14 protein-coding genes and 1 tRNA gene are annotated in these 15,805 nt (G+C 71.7%); 2 read left to right on the top strand and 13 right to left on the bottom strand.

Going from position 1 to position 15,805, the window contains the following annotated elements; translation table 11 throughout:
* Positions 1 to 113 precede the first annotated feature (113 nt).
* The 12 genes from ABEE00_RS30940 to ABEE00_RS30885 all read right to left on the bottom strand — a co-directional run bounded on the left by ABEE00_RS30940 (position 114) and on the right by ABEE00_RS30885 (position 14,049).
* Entirely contained in the window at positions 114 to 815 is a 702-nt protein-coding gene (locus ABEE00_RS30940; protein ID WP_451918703.1) for an arsenate reductase/protein-tyrosine-phosphatase family protein, read from the bottom strand.
* Between the two features lie 139 nt (positions 816 to 954).
* The gene (locus tag ABEE00_RS30935; protein ID WP_345749053.1) at positions 955 to 1,602 is read right to left on the bottom strand and encodes an L-threonylcarbamoyladenylate synthase; all 648 of its coding nucleotides are present in this window, start codon (positions 1,600 to 1,602) and stop codon (positions 955 to 957) included.
* Complete coding sequence (gene prmC, locus ABEE00_RS30930) at positions 1,602 to 2,447, bottom strand: peptide chain release factor N(5)-glutamine methyltransferase (RefSeq protein WP_345749052.1); 846 nt, start codon at positions 2,445 to 2,447, stop codon at positions 1,602 to 1,604. Before prmC ends, ABEE00_RS30935 begins: the two co-directional genes overlap by 1 nt.
* A gap of 50 nt (positions 2,448 to 2,497) precedes the next feature.
* Positions 2,498 to 3,565, bottom strand: coding sequence for a peptide chain release factor 1 (prfA, locus tag ABEE00_RS30925; protein WP_345749051.1), 1,068 nt, complete (start codon positions 3,563 to 3,565; stop codon positions 2,498 to 2,500).
* 154 nt (positions 3,566 to 3,719) lie between these two features.
* Positions 3,720 to 3,944: a 50S ribosomal protein L31 gene (gene rpmE, locus ABEE00_RS30920; protein WP_345749050.1), complete on the bottom strand. Its 225-nt coding sequence runs from the start codon at positions 3,942 to 3,944 to the stop codon at positions 3,720 to 3,722.
* Between the two features lie 171 nt (positions 3,945 to 4,115).
* Entirely contained in the window at positions 4,116 to 5,243 is a 1,128-nt protein-coding gene (locus tag ABEE00_RS30915; RefSeq protein WP_345749049.1) for an LCP family protein, read from the bottom strand.
* A gap of 328 nt (positions 5,244 to 5,571) precedes the next feature.
* Positions 5,572 to 7,626 carry a transcription termination factor Rho gene (gene rho, locus ABEE00_RS30910; protein ID WP_345749048.1) on the bottom strand — a complete coding sequence of 685 codons (2,055 nt, stop codon included), beginning with the start codon at positions 7,624 to 7,626 and terminating at the stop codon, positions 5,572 to 5,574.
* A gap of 411 nt (positions 7,627 to 8,037) precedes the next feature.
* Positions 8,038 to 9,009: a homoserine kinase gene (gene thrB / locus ABEE00_RS30905; protein ID WP_345749047.1), complete on the bottom strand. Its 972-nt coding sequence runs from the start codon at positions 9,007 to 9,009 to the stop codon at positions 8,038 to 8,040.
* 312 nt (positions 9,010 to 9,321) lie between these two features.
* Positions 9,322 to 10,425, bottom strand: coding sequence for a threonine synthase (gene thrC / locus ABEE00_RS30900; RefSeq protein WP_345749046.1), 1,104 nt, complete (start codon positions 10,423 to 10,425; stop codon positions 9,322 to 9,324).
* Between the two features lie 14 nt (positions 10,426 to 10,439).
* The gene (locus ABEE00_RS30895) at positions 10,440 to 11,732 is read right to left on the bottom strand and encodes a homoserine dehydrogenase (RefSeq protein WP_345749045.1); all 1,293 of its coding nucleotides are present in this window, start codon (positions 11,730 to 11,732) and stop codon (positions 10,440 to 10,442) included.
* Positions 11,733 to 11,825: 93 nt separating this feature from the next.
* Positions 11,826 to 13,217, bottom strand: a complete 1,392-nt coding sequence (gene lysA, locus ABEE00_RS30890) for a diaminopimelate decarboxylase (RefSeq protein WP_345749044.1) — start codon at positions 13,215 to 13,217, stop codon at positions 11,826 to 11,828.
* Positions 13,218 to 13,242: 25 nt separating this feature from the next.
* The gene (locus ABEE00_RS30885) at positions 13,243 to 14,049 is read right to left on the bottom strand and encodes a DALR anticodon-binding domain-containing protein (RefSeq protein WP_345749043.1); all 807 of its coding nucleotides are present in this window, start codon (positions 14,047 to 14,049) and stop codon (positions 13,243 to 13,245) included.
* A 242-nt stretch (positions 14,050 to 14,291) separates the two neighbouring features.
* Between ABEE00_RS30885 and ABEE00_RS30880 the strand changes: the two genes are divergently transcribed.
* Positions 14,292 to 14,618: a hypothetical protein gene (locus ABEE00_RS30880; RefSeq protein WP_345749042.1), complete on the top strand. Its 327-nt coding sequence runs from the start codon at positions 14,292 to 14,294 to the stop codon at positions 14,616 to 14,618.
* 16 nt (positions 14,619 to 14,634) lie between these two features.
* Here ABEE00_RS30880 and ABEE00_RS30875 read toward each other — a convergent pair whose 3' ends face one another.
* Positions 14,635 to 15,534, bottom strand: a complete 900-nt coding sequence (locus ABEE00_RS30875; RefSeq protein ID WP_345749041.1) for a response regulator transcription factor — start codon at positions 15,532 to 15,534, stop codon at positions 14,635 to 14,637.
* Between the two features lie 145 nt (positions 15,535 to 15,679).
* Between ABEE00_RS30875 and ABEE00_RS30870 the strand changes: the two genes are divergently transcribed.
* A tRNA-Arg gene (locus ABEE00_RS30870) sits at positions 15,680 to 15,751 on the top strand.
* Positions 15,752 to 15,805 lie beyond the last annotated feature (54 nt).

Raw genomic sequence — 15,805 nt, 5'->3', positions numbered from 1 at the left:
TCCCAAGAAGCTTCTCGCGAACCTGCGGAGGCCCACACGCTACGACCCGGGGGACGTCCCGGCGGTTCCCCGTACCGCTGCGGACCTGCCGGCGCGTGCGCGCGCACGCGCGGCTAGGTGTGGTGCCCGGTCGGTGCCTGCACCCCGGTCAGCGCCGTGACCACGGGGTCCAGCGCGCCGTCGATCTCCTGGCCCACGGTCCTGAAGTACGGGATGGGCGCCCCGTACGGATCGTGGATCTCGTCCGCCTCGGGGCTCGGCGCCAGCAGCCAGCCGCGCAGCGCGGCGGCCGCCTGCACCAGGGCGCGGGCGCGCTCCACCACGCCCTCCGCGCTCTGCGGCAGGGGCAGCGTGGCGGCGTCTATGGCACGCACGAGGCGGGTGAACTCCTTGAGCGTGAAGGTGCGCAGCCCGGCCGAGTGCCCCATCGATATGACCTGCGCGCGGTGGTCCCGCGTCGCCGTCAGTACGAGGTCGGCGCGGATGACGTGCTCGTCCAGCAGCTCGCGGCCCCGGAAGCCCTCCGGGTCGGCGCCGTGCTCCAGCAGCACCTCGGCCGCGTGGTCCTCCATCGGCGCGCCCTCGTGGCCCCAGGTGCCCGCGCTCTCCACGACGATCCCGCCGCTGCGCGCGTCGCCGAGCCTGCCCGCCAGGGCATGACGGGTCAGCCGCTCGGTGATGGGCGAGCGGCAGACGTTGCCGGTCGAGACGTGGAGGATGCGGAACATGCCGTCGGCGCCACTCGGTCCGAAACCGGTGTCGGCGCCGCTTATGCCGTAGGACTCCGCGGATCCACGCCCTTGGGGGGCGTTCACTGATGTTCACCTCGTGGGGGCGGTCCCGGGCGCCGCATGCCCCTGCTCTTCCGGCCGGGGGTCCGGGGGTCGGCCCCCGGGATGACGCGGCACTGCCGATATCCTCCAGCCCGTACGCGGCAGTCGGTCGGGGCCGCTGTCACGAGGCCACCTCCAGGTCGGGCACGACCTTCCGCAGCTCCTCCGCGCTGAGCGCGCCCGCGCGACGGAGCACCGGCACGCTGCCGCTGACGTCGACGATGGAGGAGGGCACGGCGTCGGGCGTGGGCCCGCCGTCGAGGTAGACCGCGACGGAGTCGCCGAGCATGTCCTGCGCGGCGTCGCAGGTCTGCGGCGCCGGGTGCCCGGTGAGGTTGGCCGAGGAGACGGCCATCGGGCCGAACTCGGTGAGCAGCTCGATCGCGACCGGGTGCAGCGGCATGCGCACCGCGACCGTGCCGCTGGTCTCCCCCAAGTCCCAGGTCAGCGACGGCTGGTGGCGGGCGATGATCGTCAGCGCGCCCGGCCAGAAGGCGTCCACCAGCTCCCAGGCCGTCTCGGAGAAGTCGGTGACGAGGCCGTGCAGCGTGTTCGGGGAGCCGACGAGGACCGGCGAGGGCATGCCCCGGCTGCGGCCCTTGGCCTCCAGAAGATCGCCGACGGCGTCCGCGCTGAACGCGTCGGCGCCGATGCCGTAGACGGTATCGGTGGGCAGCACGACGAGTTCGCCGCGGCGCACCGCCGAAGCGGCCTCGCGCAGGCCGGTCTTCCGGTCGGTCGCGTCGGTGCAGTCGTAACGCCGTGCCATCACGGCACCTCCCTGCGTGCAGTGGCAAAACGGGGCCGGTTGTTGAGGTCGGGGTGGTCGGCGGCATCCGACCAGCCGCGGTCCTCCGTGAAGATCCACGGGACCTGGCCGCCCTGGGTGTCGGCGTGTTCCACGACGACGACACCGCCGGGCCGCAGCAGCCGGTGCGCGGTGCGCTCCAGGCCGCGGATGGTGTCCAGTCCGTCCTCTCCCGAGAACAACGCGAGTTGCGGATCGTGGTCGCGCGCCTCGGGAGCCACATACTCCCACTCGGTGAGCGGAATGTAGGGCGGGTTGGACACCACGAGGTCGACCTGTCCGTCGAGTTCGGGGAACGCGGTGAACGCGTCACCGTTCCGCAGCTCGACGCGGCTGCCCTCGACGTTCTTGCGCGCCCAGCCGTACGCGCCCTCGTCCAGCTCGACCGCGTACACGCGGGAGCGCGGGACCTCCTGGGCGAGGGCGAGGGCGATCGCGCCGGAGCCCGTGCACAGGTCGACGATCAGCGGCTCGGCCGTGTCCATGGCACGCACGGCGTCTATGGCCCAGCCGACCACGGACTCGGTCTCCGGCCTGGGCACGAACACACCGGGCCCGACGTGGAGTTCGAGGTAGCGGAAGAAGGCGCGCCCGGTGATGTGCTGGAGCGGCTCGCGGGCCTCGCGGCGCGCCACGGCCTCCCAGTAGCGGGCGTCGAAGTCGGCGTCGGCGACACGGATCAGCTCCGCGCGCTTGACGCCGTGCACGAACGCCGCCAGCTCCTCCGCGTCGAAACGCGGCGAGGGCACCCCGGCGTCGGCCAACCGCTGGGTGGCCTGGGCCACCTCGGCAAGCAGCACGTTCACGCGCGTCCTCTCCCAGTCTTCCTGGAGTTGCGTAGGCCCGGGATCCGGGCTCAGGCCGCGGCCAGCTTGGCAGCGGAGTCGGCGTCCACGCACGCCTGGATCACCGGGTCGAGCTCGCCGTCGAGCACCTGGTCCAGGTTGTACGCCTTGAAGCCCACCCGGTGGTCGGAGATCCGGTTCTCCGGGAAGTTGTAGGTGCGCACGCGCTCGGACCTGTCCACCGTACGGACCTGGCTGCGGCGCGCGTCGCTCGCCTCCTTCTCGGCCTCCTCCTGCGCGGCGGCCAGCAGCCTGGCGCGGAGGATGCGCATGGCCTGCTCCTTGTTCTGGAGCTGGCTCTTCTCGTTCTGGCAGGAGACGACGATGCCGGTGGGCTCGTGCGTGATGCGTACGGCGGAGTCCGTGGTGTTGACGGACTGGCCGCCGGGACCCGAGGAGCGGTAGACGTCGATGCGCAGGTCGTTGGCGTTGATCTCCACGTCGACCTCCTCGGCCTCGGGGAGCACCAGCACCCCGGCGGCCGAGGTGTGGATGCGGCCCTGCGACTCGGTGGCGGGCACGCGCTGCACGCGGTGCACCCCGCCCTCGTACTTCAGGCGGGCCCACACGCCGTTGCCGGGCTCGGTCTGGCCCTTGGTCTTCACGGCGACCTGCACGTCCTTGTAGCCGCCGAGGTCGGACTCGTTGGACTCCAGGATCTCGGTCTTCCAGCCGAGCCGCTCCGCGTAGCGCAGGTACATCCGCAGGAGGTCGCCGGCGAAGAGCGCGGACTCGTCGCCGCCCTCGCCCGCCTTGATCTCCAGGATGACGTCCTTGTCGTCGCTGGGGTCGCGGGGCACCAGCAGCAGCCTGAGCTTCTCGGTGAGCTCCTCGCGGCGCTGCTCCTGCTCCTTGGCCTCGGCGGCGAAGTCCGGGTCCTCGTCGGCCAGTTCGCGGGCGGTGGCGATGTCCTCACCGGCCTGCTTCCAGGCGCGGTAGGTGTCGATGACCGGGGTCAGCTCGGCGTACCGCTTGTTGAGCCTGCGAGCGCCCGCCTGGTCGGCGTGGATCGCGGGGTCGGCGAGCTTCTTCTCCAGGTCGGCGTGCTCACCGACCAGTTCCTCGACCGCCTCGAACATCGCATTCGTCCCTTACGTGGGCGTCACTGGTGCTTCGGACAACAACGGACAACAGCAGACGTCGCGTCGGCCCCCGTACGCGCGGCGCGCATGAAAAAGAGCGCCGGTCCGGCCGCCCGGCGCGGGGCGGCCGTGGACCGGCGCTCTTGAGCAGCTACTTCTTCGAGGCGCCGGCGCTCTTGCCGAAGCGGGCCTCGAAGCGGGCCACGCGGCCACCGGTGTCGAGGATCTTCTGCTTGCCGGTGTAGAAGGGGTGGCACGCCGAGCACACGTCGGCGCGGATCGAGCCGCTGGCGATGGTGCTGCGGGTGGTGAACTCGTTACCGCAGGTGCAGCTGACCTGGGTCTCGAAGTACTCCGGGTGGATGTCGCGCTTCAAGGTATCTCCTAGGTTCGGGAGGGCGCCGGGTCGGTGGACGGGTTGTCCCCCGTGAACCGGGGCCGACGGTCCAGTTTGCCACCAGGGACCGCACCCTCCAAAACCGGGGATCCCGGCGCACTATTCCCGGCGGATTCCCGGCGGAAGCGGTCACAGACCGTGATCCCCCGCCTACTTCACGACGCCGCCTATGTCGGTACGGTCGCCGGCCGAGTCCTTGGTGGCCTCCTTCGGCACCGGCTTGTCGTCCCGCAGCGCCTTCCAGACGAGCCGCCCCTTCTCCTGCATGGGCAGCACCCGGTTCGGGTCGTTCGGGTCGTACTGCACCGGCAGCGTCGTCATCTGGATGTCGGAGGACTTGATGCCCTTGAGCATCTGCGCCAGTCCTGCCAGGTCGTTGACCGAGTCCAGCTCCGAGTCGGTGGTGACCGTCGAGGTCGCGGTGTCGGCGAGGTCGTAGAGCCGCTTCGGGTTGCCGAACAGGCCGACGCTGTTGACCTGGTCCATCAGCGCCTTGATGAAGGCCTGCTGTAGCTGGATCCGGCCCAGGTCGCTGCCGTCCCCGACGCCGTGCCGGGTGCGTACGAGGCCGAGCGACTGCTCGCCGCCGAGCGTGTGGGTGCCCGGGCGCAGGTCGAGGTGGCTGTCCTTGTCCTTGATCTCCTTGTGCGTGGTGATCTTCACCCCGCCCAGGGTGTCGATCAGCTTCTTGAAGCCGGAGAAGTCCACCTCGATGTAGTGGTCCATCCGCACATGGGACATCTTCTCGACGGTCTTCACCGCGCACGGCGGCCCGCCGACCTCGTAGGCGGTGTTGAACATCGCCTGCTGCGCGGGCACTTGGCGCTTGCTGCCGTCGTCCGCCTCGCACTCGGGGCGCTGCACCATCGTGTCGCGCGGGATTGAGACCACGCTCGCGCTGTCGTGCTTCTCGTTGACGTGCACGATCATCGCGGTGTCGGAGCGCTGGCCGCCCTCGTCGGCCCCGTACTTGGCGTTGTCGCCCGAGCGCGAGTCCGAGCCGAGGACCAGGATGTCCATCGAGCCGTTGGGCACGTCGGTCGGACGGTCCGTGCCCAGCGCGGAGTTGATGTCCACTCCGGAGATGTTGCCGTTGAGCTTGAAGTAGGCGACCCCGAGCCCGCCGCCGCCCAGCACGACCGCGGCCGCGAGCGTCCACGCGGTGATCCGGACCGCCTTCTGACGGCCCGTACGCGGCTTGCGGCGGCGACCGGTGGGACGTATGCCGCGGCCGCGGCGCTCCGCCGCCGCCGAACCGTCGATGCTCTCGTCCGCCATCGTCACTTCCTTCGGTACCGCTTCCGCTTCCTGGCGTTTGCCACTGAACGGGACGTTGTGTCCTGCCGAAGGGTTGCACAACGGGTTATCAGAACCGCGTAACGAAGGACGCCGGGAGCTAGTTCCGGATCACCCCAGGAGTCCCCCTGTCACCTGGGACGAAGCCCTCGCGGCGTGGACCGTGCGGCGACGCCGCGAGGACTACGCCATGTGGTCAAGCTCTCAGGGCGCGGGGCCCCCGCCTGACACACGGCGAGGGCCGCCCCACCGTGTGTGGTGGGGCGGCCCTCGTACCGTGCGGCGCCCGTGCGGGCGCTCGACCGCGCTGTTATTCGCCGCCGTTGTTGCCCGGCGTCGGCGTGGTCTTCTGGATCTGGAGCAGGAACTCCGCGTTGGACTTCGTCTGCTTCATCTTGTCCAGCAGCAGCTCGATGGCCTGCTGCTGGTCCAGGGCGTGCAGCACCCGGCGGAGCTTCCAGACGATCTGGAGCTCCTCGCTCGCCATGAGGATGTCCTCCTTGCGGGTGCTGGACGCGTCCACGTCCACCGCGGGGAAGATGCGCTTCTCGGCGAGCTTCCGGTCGAGCTTGAGCTCCATGTTGCCGGTGCCCTTGAACTCCTCGAAGATCACCTCGTCCATCCGGGAGCCGGTCTCCACCAGCGCCGCGGCGAGGATCGTCAAGGAGCCACCGTCCTCGATGTTCCGCGCGGCGCCGAAGAACTTCTTCGGCGGGTACAGCGCGGTCGAGTCGACACCGCCGGAGAGGATCCGTCCTGACGCCGGGGCGGCGAGGTTGTACGCGCGGCCGAGGCGGGTGATGTTGTCGAGCAGCACCACCACGTCGTGGCCGAGCTCCACCAGGCGCTTGGCACGCTCGATGGCGAGCTCCGCGATGGTGGTGTGGTCCTCGGCGGGACGGTCGAAGGTCGAGGAGATGACCTCGCCCTTCACCGACCGCTGCATGTCGGTGACTTCCTCGGGACGCTCGTCCACGAGCACGACCATCAGGTGGCACTCGGGGTTGTTCGTCGTGATGGAGTTCGCGATCGACTGCAGCACCGTGGTCTTGCCCGCCTTGGGCGGGGCCACGATCAGGCCGCGCTGGCCCTTGCCGATGGGCGCGACCAGGTCGATGATCCGCGAGGTCAGGTGCCCCGGGTCGGTCTCCAGGCGCAGCCGCTCCTGCGGGTAGAGCGGCGTGAGCTTGTTGAACTCGGCGCGGGACGGCTTGCCGCCCTCGGGCGAGGTGCCGTTGACCGAGTCGAGCCGCACCAGCGCGTTGAACTTCTCGCGCCGCTCGCCCTCGCGGGGCTGCCGCACGGCGCCGGTGACGTGGTCGCCCTTGCGCAGCCCGTTCTTGCGGACCTGCGCCAGCGAGACGTACACGTCGTTCGGCCCGGGCAGGTAGCCGGAGGTCCGCACGAACGCGTAGTTGTCGAGGATGTCGAGGATGCCCGCGACCGGGATCAGGACGTCGTCCTCGGCGATCTGCGGCTCGGCGTCGTCGCGGCCGCGACGGCCCCTGCGGTCCCTGTAGCGGCCGCGGCGCCCGCGCCGGCCGCCGTCGAAGTCGTCGTCGTCGTTGCGGTTGCCGCCGCGGTTGTTGCCGCCGCCTTGGCCCTGGTTCTGGCCGCCGCCACCGCCGCCGTCGTTGTTCTTGTTGCGCTGGCGGTCGCGGTCGCGCTGGCGGTCGCGCTTGTTGTTCTGGCGGTCCTGCTGCTGCTTGCCGTCGCCGCCGCCCTGCTTGCCGCCGTCGCCCTTCGCGTCGCCCTTGGGCTGGTCACCGCCCTTGGACTGGTCTCCCTTGCCCTCGCCGCCGTCGGCGCCGTCCTTGCCGGAGCGGCCGCGGCGCTGACCCGCCGACTCGTCGTTGGGCTGGCCGGGGATCTCGATCTGCTGCGACTCGCCCTCGCCCGTACGGGCCTTGGAGGTGCTGCGCCGCTTCGGCTTCTCCTCCTGCGCGGACTCCGAACTCCCGGCGTCCTGGGCACTCTTGGAGGACTTGCCGCCCTTGGCCGCCGGCTCCTTGCCGCCGTCCTGCGCGGGCTTGGCGTCCTTGCTCCCCCTGGAGCCCTTGCCGTCCGCCGGAGCGTCGGCGGTCTTCGCCGCGGGGGCCGAACTGCCGCCCGCCTGCTTCTCCTTGATGACCTCGATCAACTGGCTCTTGCGCATCCGCGCGGTGCCCTTGATGCCGAGCTGCGAGGCAACCTGCTGGAGCTCGGCCAGGACCATGCCCTCGAGTCCGGTGCCGGAGCGCCGACGCTTGGGCGCAGCACCGGAAGCAGGCGCGGCAGGAGCGTCCGTGGCGGGCGCCGCCGCATCGCCGGCGGAATTGCCCGCGGATTCGGCGTTCACGCCCATCAGATCGGTGGTGTCGCTCACGAAGGGTCCTTCCCTGGAGCGGACGTCGGCCTGTCTGGCTCGGCGACCGGTCGTGCTGTCCGGCGTGTGGTCCTTCTGCTCGCGGACCTGCCGGGACGGTGGTCCCGCCTGGACTTTCGGCGGGAAGATCAGTTCATGGCCCAGCGTGGAGCCGTGTAGGCCGTGCCCTCACGCTGATCCGGAGCGGACTCTCTGTTACTGCCTGCTGCCATGCTGCGGCGAAGGCAGTGGGGAGGCTCCGGGGGAAAGAGGTGGTCCCTAGCGGGTCAATGCCCTGGGATCACGTAGCACCACACTCTAGGGACCTTTACGGAGGTGTGTCTCCGGTCCACGAGACTGCGCGTGCAGACTTGAGGTTAACACTACCGGGTCCAACAAACATTCCCCCTCTCCTGGACCAGAATCTCCCTGTCACTGCGCCGGGCCCGAGGGACCGGTCTGCGCCACGCCGCCCGGCGCCGCGTCGGCGCCCAGCGGGAGGACGCTCGCGCCGGCCGTGTCGAGATGCAGCCGGTTCGCCGTCCACCCCTCGCCGGCGAGCCTGGCCACCTTGTCCGCGGCCCCGCTGTCCTCGGGGAGCGCCAGCACGGTGGGCCCCGCACCGGAGATCACCGCGGGCACGCCCTCGGCGCGCAGCCGCCCGACCAGCTCGGTGCTCTCCGTCATCGCGGGGGCGCGGTACTCCTGGTGCAGGCGGTCCTCGGTGGCGGCGAGCAGCAGCTCGGGCCGCCGGGTCATGGCCTCCACCAGGAGGGCCGAGCGGCCCGCGTTGAAGGCGGCGTCGACGTGCGGGACGGTACGCGGAAGCAGTCCGCGCGCCGTCTCCGTGAGCAGCGGCTTCGCGGGGACGAAGACCACCGGAACGATGGAACGCGCGGGCTCCATCCTGATCGCCCGCGCCGCGCCGGCGTCCGTCCACGCGAGCGTGAACCCGCCGTACAGGCAGGCGGCCACGTTGTCCGGGTGCCCCTCGATCTCGGTGGCAAGCTCGAGCATCCCCGTCTCGTCGAGCTTGGCCTCGCCGCCGGTGGTCACGGCGCGGGCCGCCATGATGCCCGCGCAGATGGCGGCCGAGGAGGAGCCGAGGCCGCGGCCGTGCGGGATGCGGTTGGCGCAGACGATCTCCAGGCCGCGCGGCTGCCCGCCGAGCAGGTCGAATGCGGTGCGCAGGGACCGCACCAGCAGGTGGTCCTCGCCGCGCGGCAGTGTCTCTGCGCCCTCCCCCGCGATGTCGATGTGCAGCCCGGCATCGGCGACCCTGACGACCACGTCGTCGTAGAGGCCCAGGGCGAGGCCCAGGGTGTCGAAGCCGGGGCCGAGGTTGGCGCTGGTGGCGGGAACGCGCACCCTGACGGCGGCGGCGCGGAACGCGGGACCGGCCATCTTGCGATGACTCTCCTTGGTTTGGTTTGCGGCAACTCCCCTGCGGGCCGCGGCGCATGCCGGACCGGCCGTCAGACCCGACGCACTGACGTACGTACGTGGGGCCGGGGTGAATGCCAGCCTATCGAAGGAAGGTTCACTGGCGACATAGGGCGCACGGTAGGCGCACGACGCGTGTCGCGAGCCCCCGTACGCTCCCTCGTCCCGGCGCTGTTCTCCGGCCGGTTTCCGGTCAGTTGAAGCCGCGAGCCCGTGCGGGCGGCGGGGCGCCGGGTTCCGGCGGCGCCGCGGGGGCGCCGCCGGGCGTGCGGTTCAGGCCAGGCCGAGGCGCTCGGCGGCGGCGTCGGCGTCCACCGGCACCACGATCGGCTGCGGCGCGCCGGCCACCGCCCAGTCCGGGTCCTTGAGGCCGTTCCCGGTCACGGTGCACACGATGCGCTGGCCCGGCGTGATCAGGCCCTGCTCGGAGGCCTGGAGCAGGCCCGCGACCGAGGCGGCGGAGGCGGGCTCCACGAAGACGCCCTCGCGGGAGGCCAACAGCCGGTAGGCGCGCAGGATCTGACGGTCGGTGACCTCGTCGATGAGCCCGCCGGACTCGTCCCGCGCCTGCTCGGCGAGGGTCCAGGAGGCGGGATTGCCGATCCGGATCGCGGTGGCGATGGTGCTCGGGTCCTTGACCGGCTCGCCGCGCACGATCGGCGCCGAGCCCGAGGCCTGGAAGCCGAACATCCGCGGGGCCTTCGTGGCCGGGCCGTCGGCGGCGTACTCGCCATAGCCCTTCCAGTACGCGGTGATGTTGCCCGCGTTGCCGACCGGGAGCACGTGGATGTCGGGGGCGTCGCCGAGCATGTCGACGACCTCGAAGGCCGCGGTCTTCTGGCCCTCGATGCGCACCGGGTTCACCGAGTTCACCAGGGCGACCGGGTACTTCTCGGAGAGCCCGCGCGCCAGCGTGAGGCAGTCGTCGAAGTTGCCCTCGACCTGGAGGATCTTCGCGCCGTGCACCAGCGCCTGGCCCATCTTGCCCAGCGCGATCTTGCCCTGCGGCACCAGCACGGCGCTGACCATGCCGGCCCGGACCGCGTACGCCGAGGCCGAGGCCGAGGTGTTCCCGGTGGAGGCGCAGATGACCGCTTGCGCGCCCTCCTCCTTGGCCCGGGTGATCGCCATCGTCATGCCGCGGTCCTTGAAGGATCCGGTCGGGTTGGCGCCCTCGACCTTCAAGTGCACGTCGCAGCCGGTGAGTTCGGAGAGGAGCTGGGCCGGCACGAGCGGCGTGCCGCCCTCCCGCAGGGTGACCGGGGTGGTCTCCGGGCGTACGGGGAGGCGGTCCCGGTACTCCTCGATGATGCCGCGCCACTGGCGGCCCGCCGGCGCGCTCGCGGCGCCCCCGGCGTTCGCAGACGAACTCTCCATGATGGTCACTTTCCTTACTCCCCTTCGACCCGCATGATGCTCGCGACACCGCGCACGGTGTCCAGATTCCGCAGCGCCTCCACGGTCGCGCTGAGCGCGGCGTCGGCGGCGTGGTGGGTGACGACGACGAGCCAGGCGTCACCGTCCTTGCCCTGCTGGCGGACGGTGTCGATGGAGACCCCGTGCTCCGCGAAGACGGTGGCGACCTGGGCGAGAACCCCCGGCTTGTCGGCCACGTCCAGGCTGATGTGGTACCGCGTGACGACCTCGCCCATCGGCGAGACCGGGAGCTGCGTGTACGCGGACTCGCCGGGCCCCTTGGCGCCGTTGAGCTTGTTGCGGCAGGCGGCCACGAGGTCGCCGAGCACCGCCGAGGCGGTCGGCGAGCCGCCCGCGCCGGGCCCGTAGAACATGAGCTGCCCGGCCGCCTCGGACTCCACGAACACCGCGTTGTAGGCCTCGCGCACGCTGGCCAGCGGGTGGTTCAGCGGGATCATCGCGGGGTGGACGCGGGCGGTCACGGAGCGGCCGTCGGCGGCGCGCTCGCAGATGGCGAGCAGCTTCACGGTGCAGCCCATGCGCTTGGCCGAGGCGATGTCAGCGGCGGTGACCTCGGTCAGCCCCTCGCGGTACACGTCGTCGAGGCGCACCCGGGTGTGGAAGGCGATGCCGGCCAGGATCGCGGCCTTGGCGGCGGCGTCGAAGCCCTCGACGTCCGCGGTCGGGTCGGCCTCCGCGTAGCCGAGCGCGGTGGCCTCGTCCAGCGCCTCGCCGTAGCCGGCGCCGGTGGTGTCCATCTTGTCGAGGATGAAGTTGGTGGTGCCGTTCACGATGCCGAGCACCCGGTTGACCTTGTCCCCAGCGAGGGATTCGCGCAGCGGCCGTACCAGCGGGATCGCGGCGGCCACGGCGGCCTCGTAGAAGAGGTCGGCGCCGTGCTTCTCGGCCGCCTCGTGCAGCGTGGAGCCGTCCTCGGCGAGCAGCGCCTTGTTGGCGGTGACGACGCTGGCGCCGTTCTCGAAGGCGGTGGTGATCAGGCCGCGGGCCGGCTCGATGCCGCCGATGACCTCGACGATCACGTCGACGTCCGCGCGTTTGGCCAGCGCCTCGGCGTCGGTGGTCACCAGCGAGGGGTCGATCCCCTCGCGCACCCGGTCCGGACGGCGCACGGCGACCCCGGCCAGCTCGACCGGGGCGCCGATCCGCGCGGCGAGGTCCTCGGCGTGCGTCGTCATGATGCGCGCCACCTCTGAGCCGACGACTCCACAGCCCAGCAGCGCCACCTTCAGCGGACGCGTACGCATCATTCGACCTCGCTTCTCGTCATTTCGGGTGCCTCAAGTCTCACGTACCGGTCCGGAGAATCCACGCCGGGTCCAGTATGCGAGACACATATCTCGCTAGCCGACATCCAGTCGCAGGAGATCCTCCTCCGTCTCCCGCCGGACGATGACCCGCGCCTCGCCCCCGCGCACCGCCACGACCGGCGGCTTCAGCGCGTGGTTGTAGTTGCTCGCCATGGAACGGCAGTACGCGCCGGTGGCGGGCACCGCGAGCAGGTCGCCGGGTGCCAGGTCCGCGGGCAGGAAGGCGTCGCGTACGACGATGTCCCCGCTCTCGCAGTGCTTGCCGACCACCCGCGAGAGCATCGGCTCGGCGTCCGAGGCGCGGGAGACCAGCGAGACGGTGTACTCCGCGTCGTACAGCGCGGTGCGGATGTTGTCCGACATCCCGCCGTCCACGCTCACGTACGTGCGCAGGCCCTCCAGCTCCTTGACCGTACCCACCTCGTACAGCGTGAACGCGGTCGGCCCGACGATCGCCCGCCCCGGCTCCACCGAAAGGCGCGGCACCGCCAGGCCCGCGCTCTCGCACTCGCGCGCGACGATGTCGCCGAGCGCCTTGGCGATCTCGTGCGGCTCGCGCGGGTCGTCGTCCGGGGTGTACGCGATGCCCAGGCCGCCGCCCAGGTCGATCTCCGGGAGCTCCACGCCGTGCTCGTCCCGCACCTCGCTGAGCAGCCCGACGACCCGGCGCGCCGAGACCTCGAAGCCGGCCATGTCGAAGATCTGCGAGCCGATGTGCGAGTGGATGCCGATGAGCTCCAGGCTGTCCAGCTTCAGCACCCGGCGCACCGCCTCGGCCGCTGTGCCGTCGGCGAGCGCGAGCCCGAACTTCTGGTCCTCGTGCGCCGTCGCGATGAACTCGTGGGTGTGCGCCTCGACGCCGACCGTCACCCGGATCTGCACCGGCTGGCGCCGGCCCAGGCTCTCGGCGATGTGCGCGACCTTCACGATCTCCTGGAAGGAGTCGAGCACGATCCGCCCGACGCCCGACTCGACGGCGCGGGCGATCTCGGCGTCCGACTTGTTGTTGCCGTGCAGCGCGATGCGCTCGGCCGGCATGCCGGCGCCCAGCGCGGTGGCCAGCTCGCCGCCCGAGCAGACGTCGAGGTTCAGCCCCTCCTCGTGCAGCCAGCGCACGACGGCGCGGGAGAGGAAGGCCTTGCCCGCGTAGAACACGTCGGCGCCCTCGCCGAACGCCTCACGCCACTCCCTGCACCGGGCGCGGAAGTCGTCCTCGTCGAGGAAGTACGCGGGCGTGCCGAACTCCTCGGCCAGGCGCGCCACGTCGACGCCCCCGACGGTCACGGAACCGGTCGCGGTCCGCTGCACGGTGCGCGCCCACACCTGCGGGTCGAGCGCGTTGAGGTCGGTGGGCGGTCCCGAGTAGTGGCCCTCGGGCAGCACGTCGGCGTGCCGGGGTCCGGCGGGGTGTGCGGAGCGGCTCATGAGCTTGTGGTGTCCCCTCGTACGGTCACAGGTGGGCGGGTGCGGTCACGCCGAGCCTGGTCAGGCCGCCCGCGAGCACCGCTCCGGTGGCCTCGGCGAGGGCCAGCCGCGAACGGTGGGCGGCCCCGGGTTTCTGCCCGCCGCGGGGCAGCGGGGGGCACGAGTCGTGGAAGTCGAAGAACGCGTCGGCCACGGCCTCCAAGTGCCGCGCCTGCGCCGCCGCTTCGGCGCCGCAGAACCGTCCGTGGTCCGCCAGCAGCGCGAGCAGCGCCCGCTCCGAGGCCGCGTTGTCGGTCCCGCACGCCTCGGCGACGACGCCGAGATCGCCGCCGTTGCGCAGCAGCGCGCGGGTACGTGCGTGGGCGTACTGCACCCGGAAGAGCGGGTTCACCGTCGCCTTGCGCACCTTGAGCTTCTCGGGGTCGTCGCCGGTGGCGGCGGCCCACTGCGCGATATCGTTCGCCGGGTCGTCGGGGCAGCATCCGGGGTCCTCGGCGGCCAGCTCGCGTACGAGGTCGGCGCGCGCGGCGTCGTCGAGCGTGATGTTGAGGAAGCCGCCGCCCGCGACCTCGACCCTGGCGACGCCCGGCTCCCGCTCCAGCCTCGTACGCAGCAGCTCGGCGATCTCGCCCGGCGGGCGGCCGACGGCGCGGGCCAGCCGGAAGGCGATGCTGACCGCGTAGTCGCCGCGCCCGCGGCGCGGCGGCGACTCGACGGTCACCGCGGTCGCGTCCTGGGGCAGATCCGCGCCCTCGGCCACGCACAGCTCACCGTCCTCGACGGCGCGGCGCATGGTGAGCAGCACGGTGCGGGAGAGCTGTGCGGGGGTCACAGGGCAAGCGTATGGGAGAGCCGCAGGGGGTATGCGAACAGGTTTCACCAGCCGGACGCGCCGCCGCCCCGCGACCCCGCTCCCACCCCCGTCAACACCCCATCACCGCACGGGCCACACCCGCGAGCCACCTTCCCCCACCCCGGAGTCCGTGATGGAACTCACCCCTGTGGGGGTGAGGTGGGTGGATGCGGGGTGCGGGTGTGGGGGCGGTGGTTGGTTGCGTTGGGGTCGCTGAGGCGGTGGTTGTTGGCGCCGTGGTGGTTGCTTGCGCCGCGGCCTTCGGCGTGGTTGCCGACTTCGTGCTTGCCGGCGCCGTGGTGATTGCTCGCGTCGCGGTCGCCGGCTTCGTGCTTGCCGGCGCCGCGATTGCCAGCGCCGTGATTGTCGGCGCTGTGATTGTCGGCGCTGTGATTGCTTGCCCCGCGGCCGCCGGCTCCGTGGTTGCTGACGTTGCGGTTACTTGCTCCGCGGCCGTCAGCGTCGTGTTGCCGACGCCGCGATCGCTGACGTTGCGGTTGCCGGCCCCGCGGCCGTCGGCATCGGAGGTGCCGACGCCGACGGCGTAGTCGCTGAGGCGGTCTTTCACCCGGCGGTCTTCGGGGCGGCGGGTGTCGGCGCGGCCGACGTCGGAGCGGCGGATGTCGGTGCCGTCGGCATCGGCGCGGTCGGCGCTGATGGCGTCGGTACCGGCGATGTCGGCGCGACGGACGTCGATGCCGGCGTCGTCGATGCCGGGGTGGTCGACGTCGGGGCGGCCGGCGTCGACGCGGCAGGCGCTGACGCCGTCGCTCTCGGCGCGGTCTGCGTCGGGACAGCGGGCGTCGGCGCGGCCGGAGCCGGTGCTGCCGATCTCGACGCGGTCTGCATCGACGTAGCGGGCGTCGGTGGCGTCGCTCTCGGGGCGGTCGACGCCGGAGCGGTCGGCGTCGGCTGCGTGGCCGACGTCGGCTGCACTGTCGAGGCTCCGGGGGCGGCACCGGGCGAGGCCGCGGGTTGTACGGGGTCGGGCTGCTGTTGCCCTGACCCCGCTCCGACTCCTGCTCCGGCTGCCCCAGCTCCGGCCCCTGTCCCGGCTCCGGGGGCAGGCCCGGTCGTGGGAGTGGGTGTGGCCCCCGCCCCCACCTGCACCAACCGCCGTACGAGCCGTATCAGCTCGGCCGGCTCGAACGGCTTCGCCAGAAACGCGTCGACGGCGGCGAAGCCGTCCCCGGCCTCGCCGCAGGCACTGATGAGCGCCAACGGGATGTGCCGCGTACGGGGGTCGGCACGCAGCCGCTCCGCCGTGCGCAGCCCGTCGAGACGGGGCATCGCCACATCGAGCGTGATCACATCGGGGCCGAAGTGGCGCACCGTTTCCAGGCACTCCACACCATCGGCCGCGGTCACCACCTCGAACCCCTCGAGTTCGAGGTTGACCCTGATCAACTGCCGGATGACCCTGCTGTCGTCGACGACGAGGATCCGGCCGGACACACCTGGCACGCCTCAAAGCCTAGGCCCGCCGCTCCGGCTGCGTCCGGGTTTTGCCCATTTCCACCCCGCCCGATCCCGCACCCCCGATTCCGGGTTCCGACCCACCCCCACCGAGCTGGTAGTGTTCTACACGTCGCCGCCCACACAGCGGCAAGCCCCCGTAGCTCAGGGGATAGAGCAACGGCCTCCGGAGCCGTGTGCGCAGGTTCGAATCCTGCCGGGGGTACTTCGCAGATAGCAGGCCAATCATGGCGCTGACCTGCGAGAGTGCCACATACAA

The organism is Streptomyces odontomachicola (genome assembly GCF_039605595.1).
GTDB lineage: Bacteria > Actinomycetota > Actinomycetes > Streptomycetales > Streptomycetaceae > Streptomyces.
The sequence above is the reverse complement of the archived record's forward strand: the minus strand, read 5'-3'. Positions and strand labels throughout refer to the sequence as shown.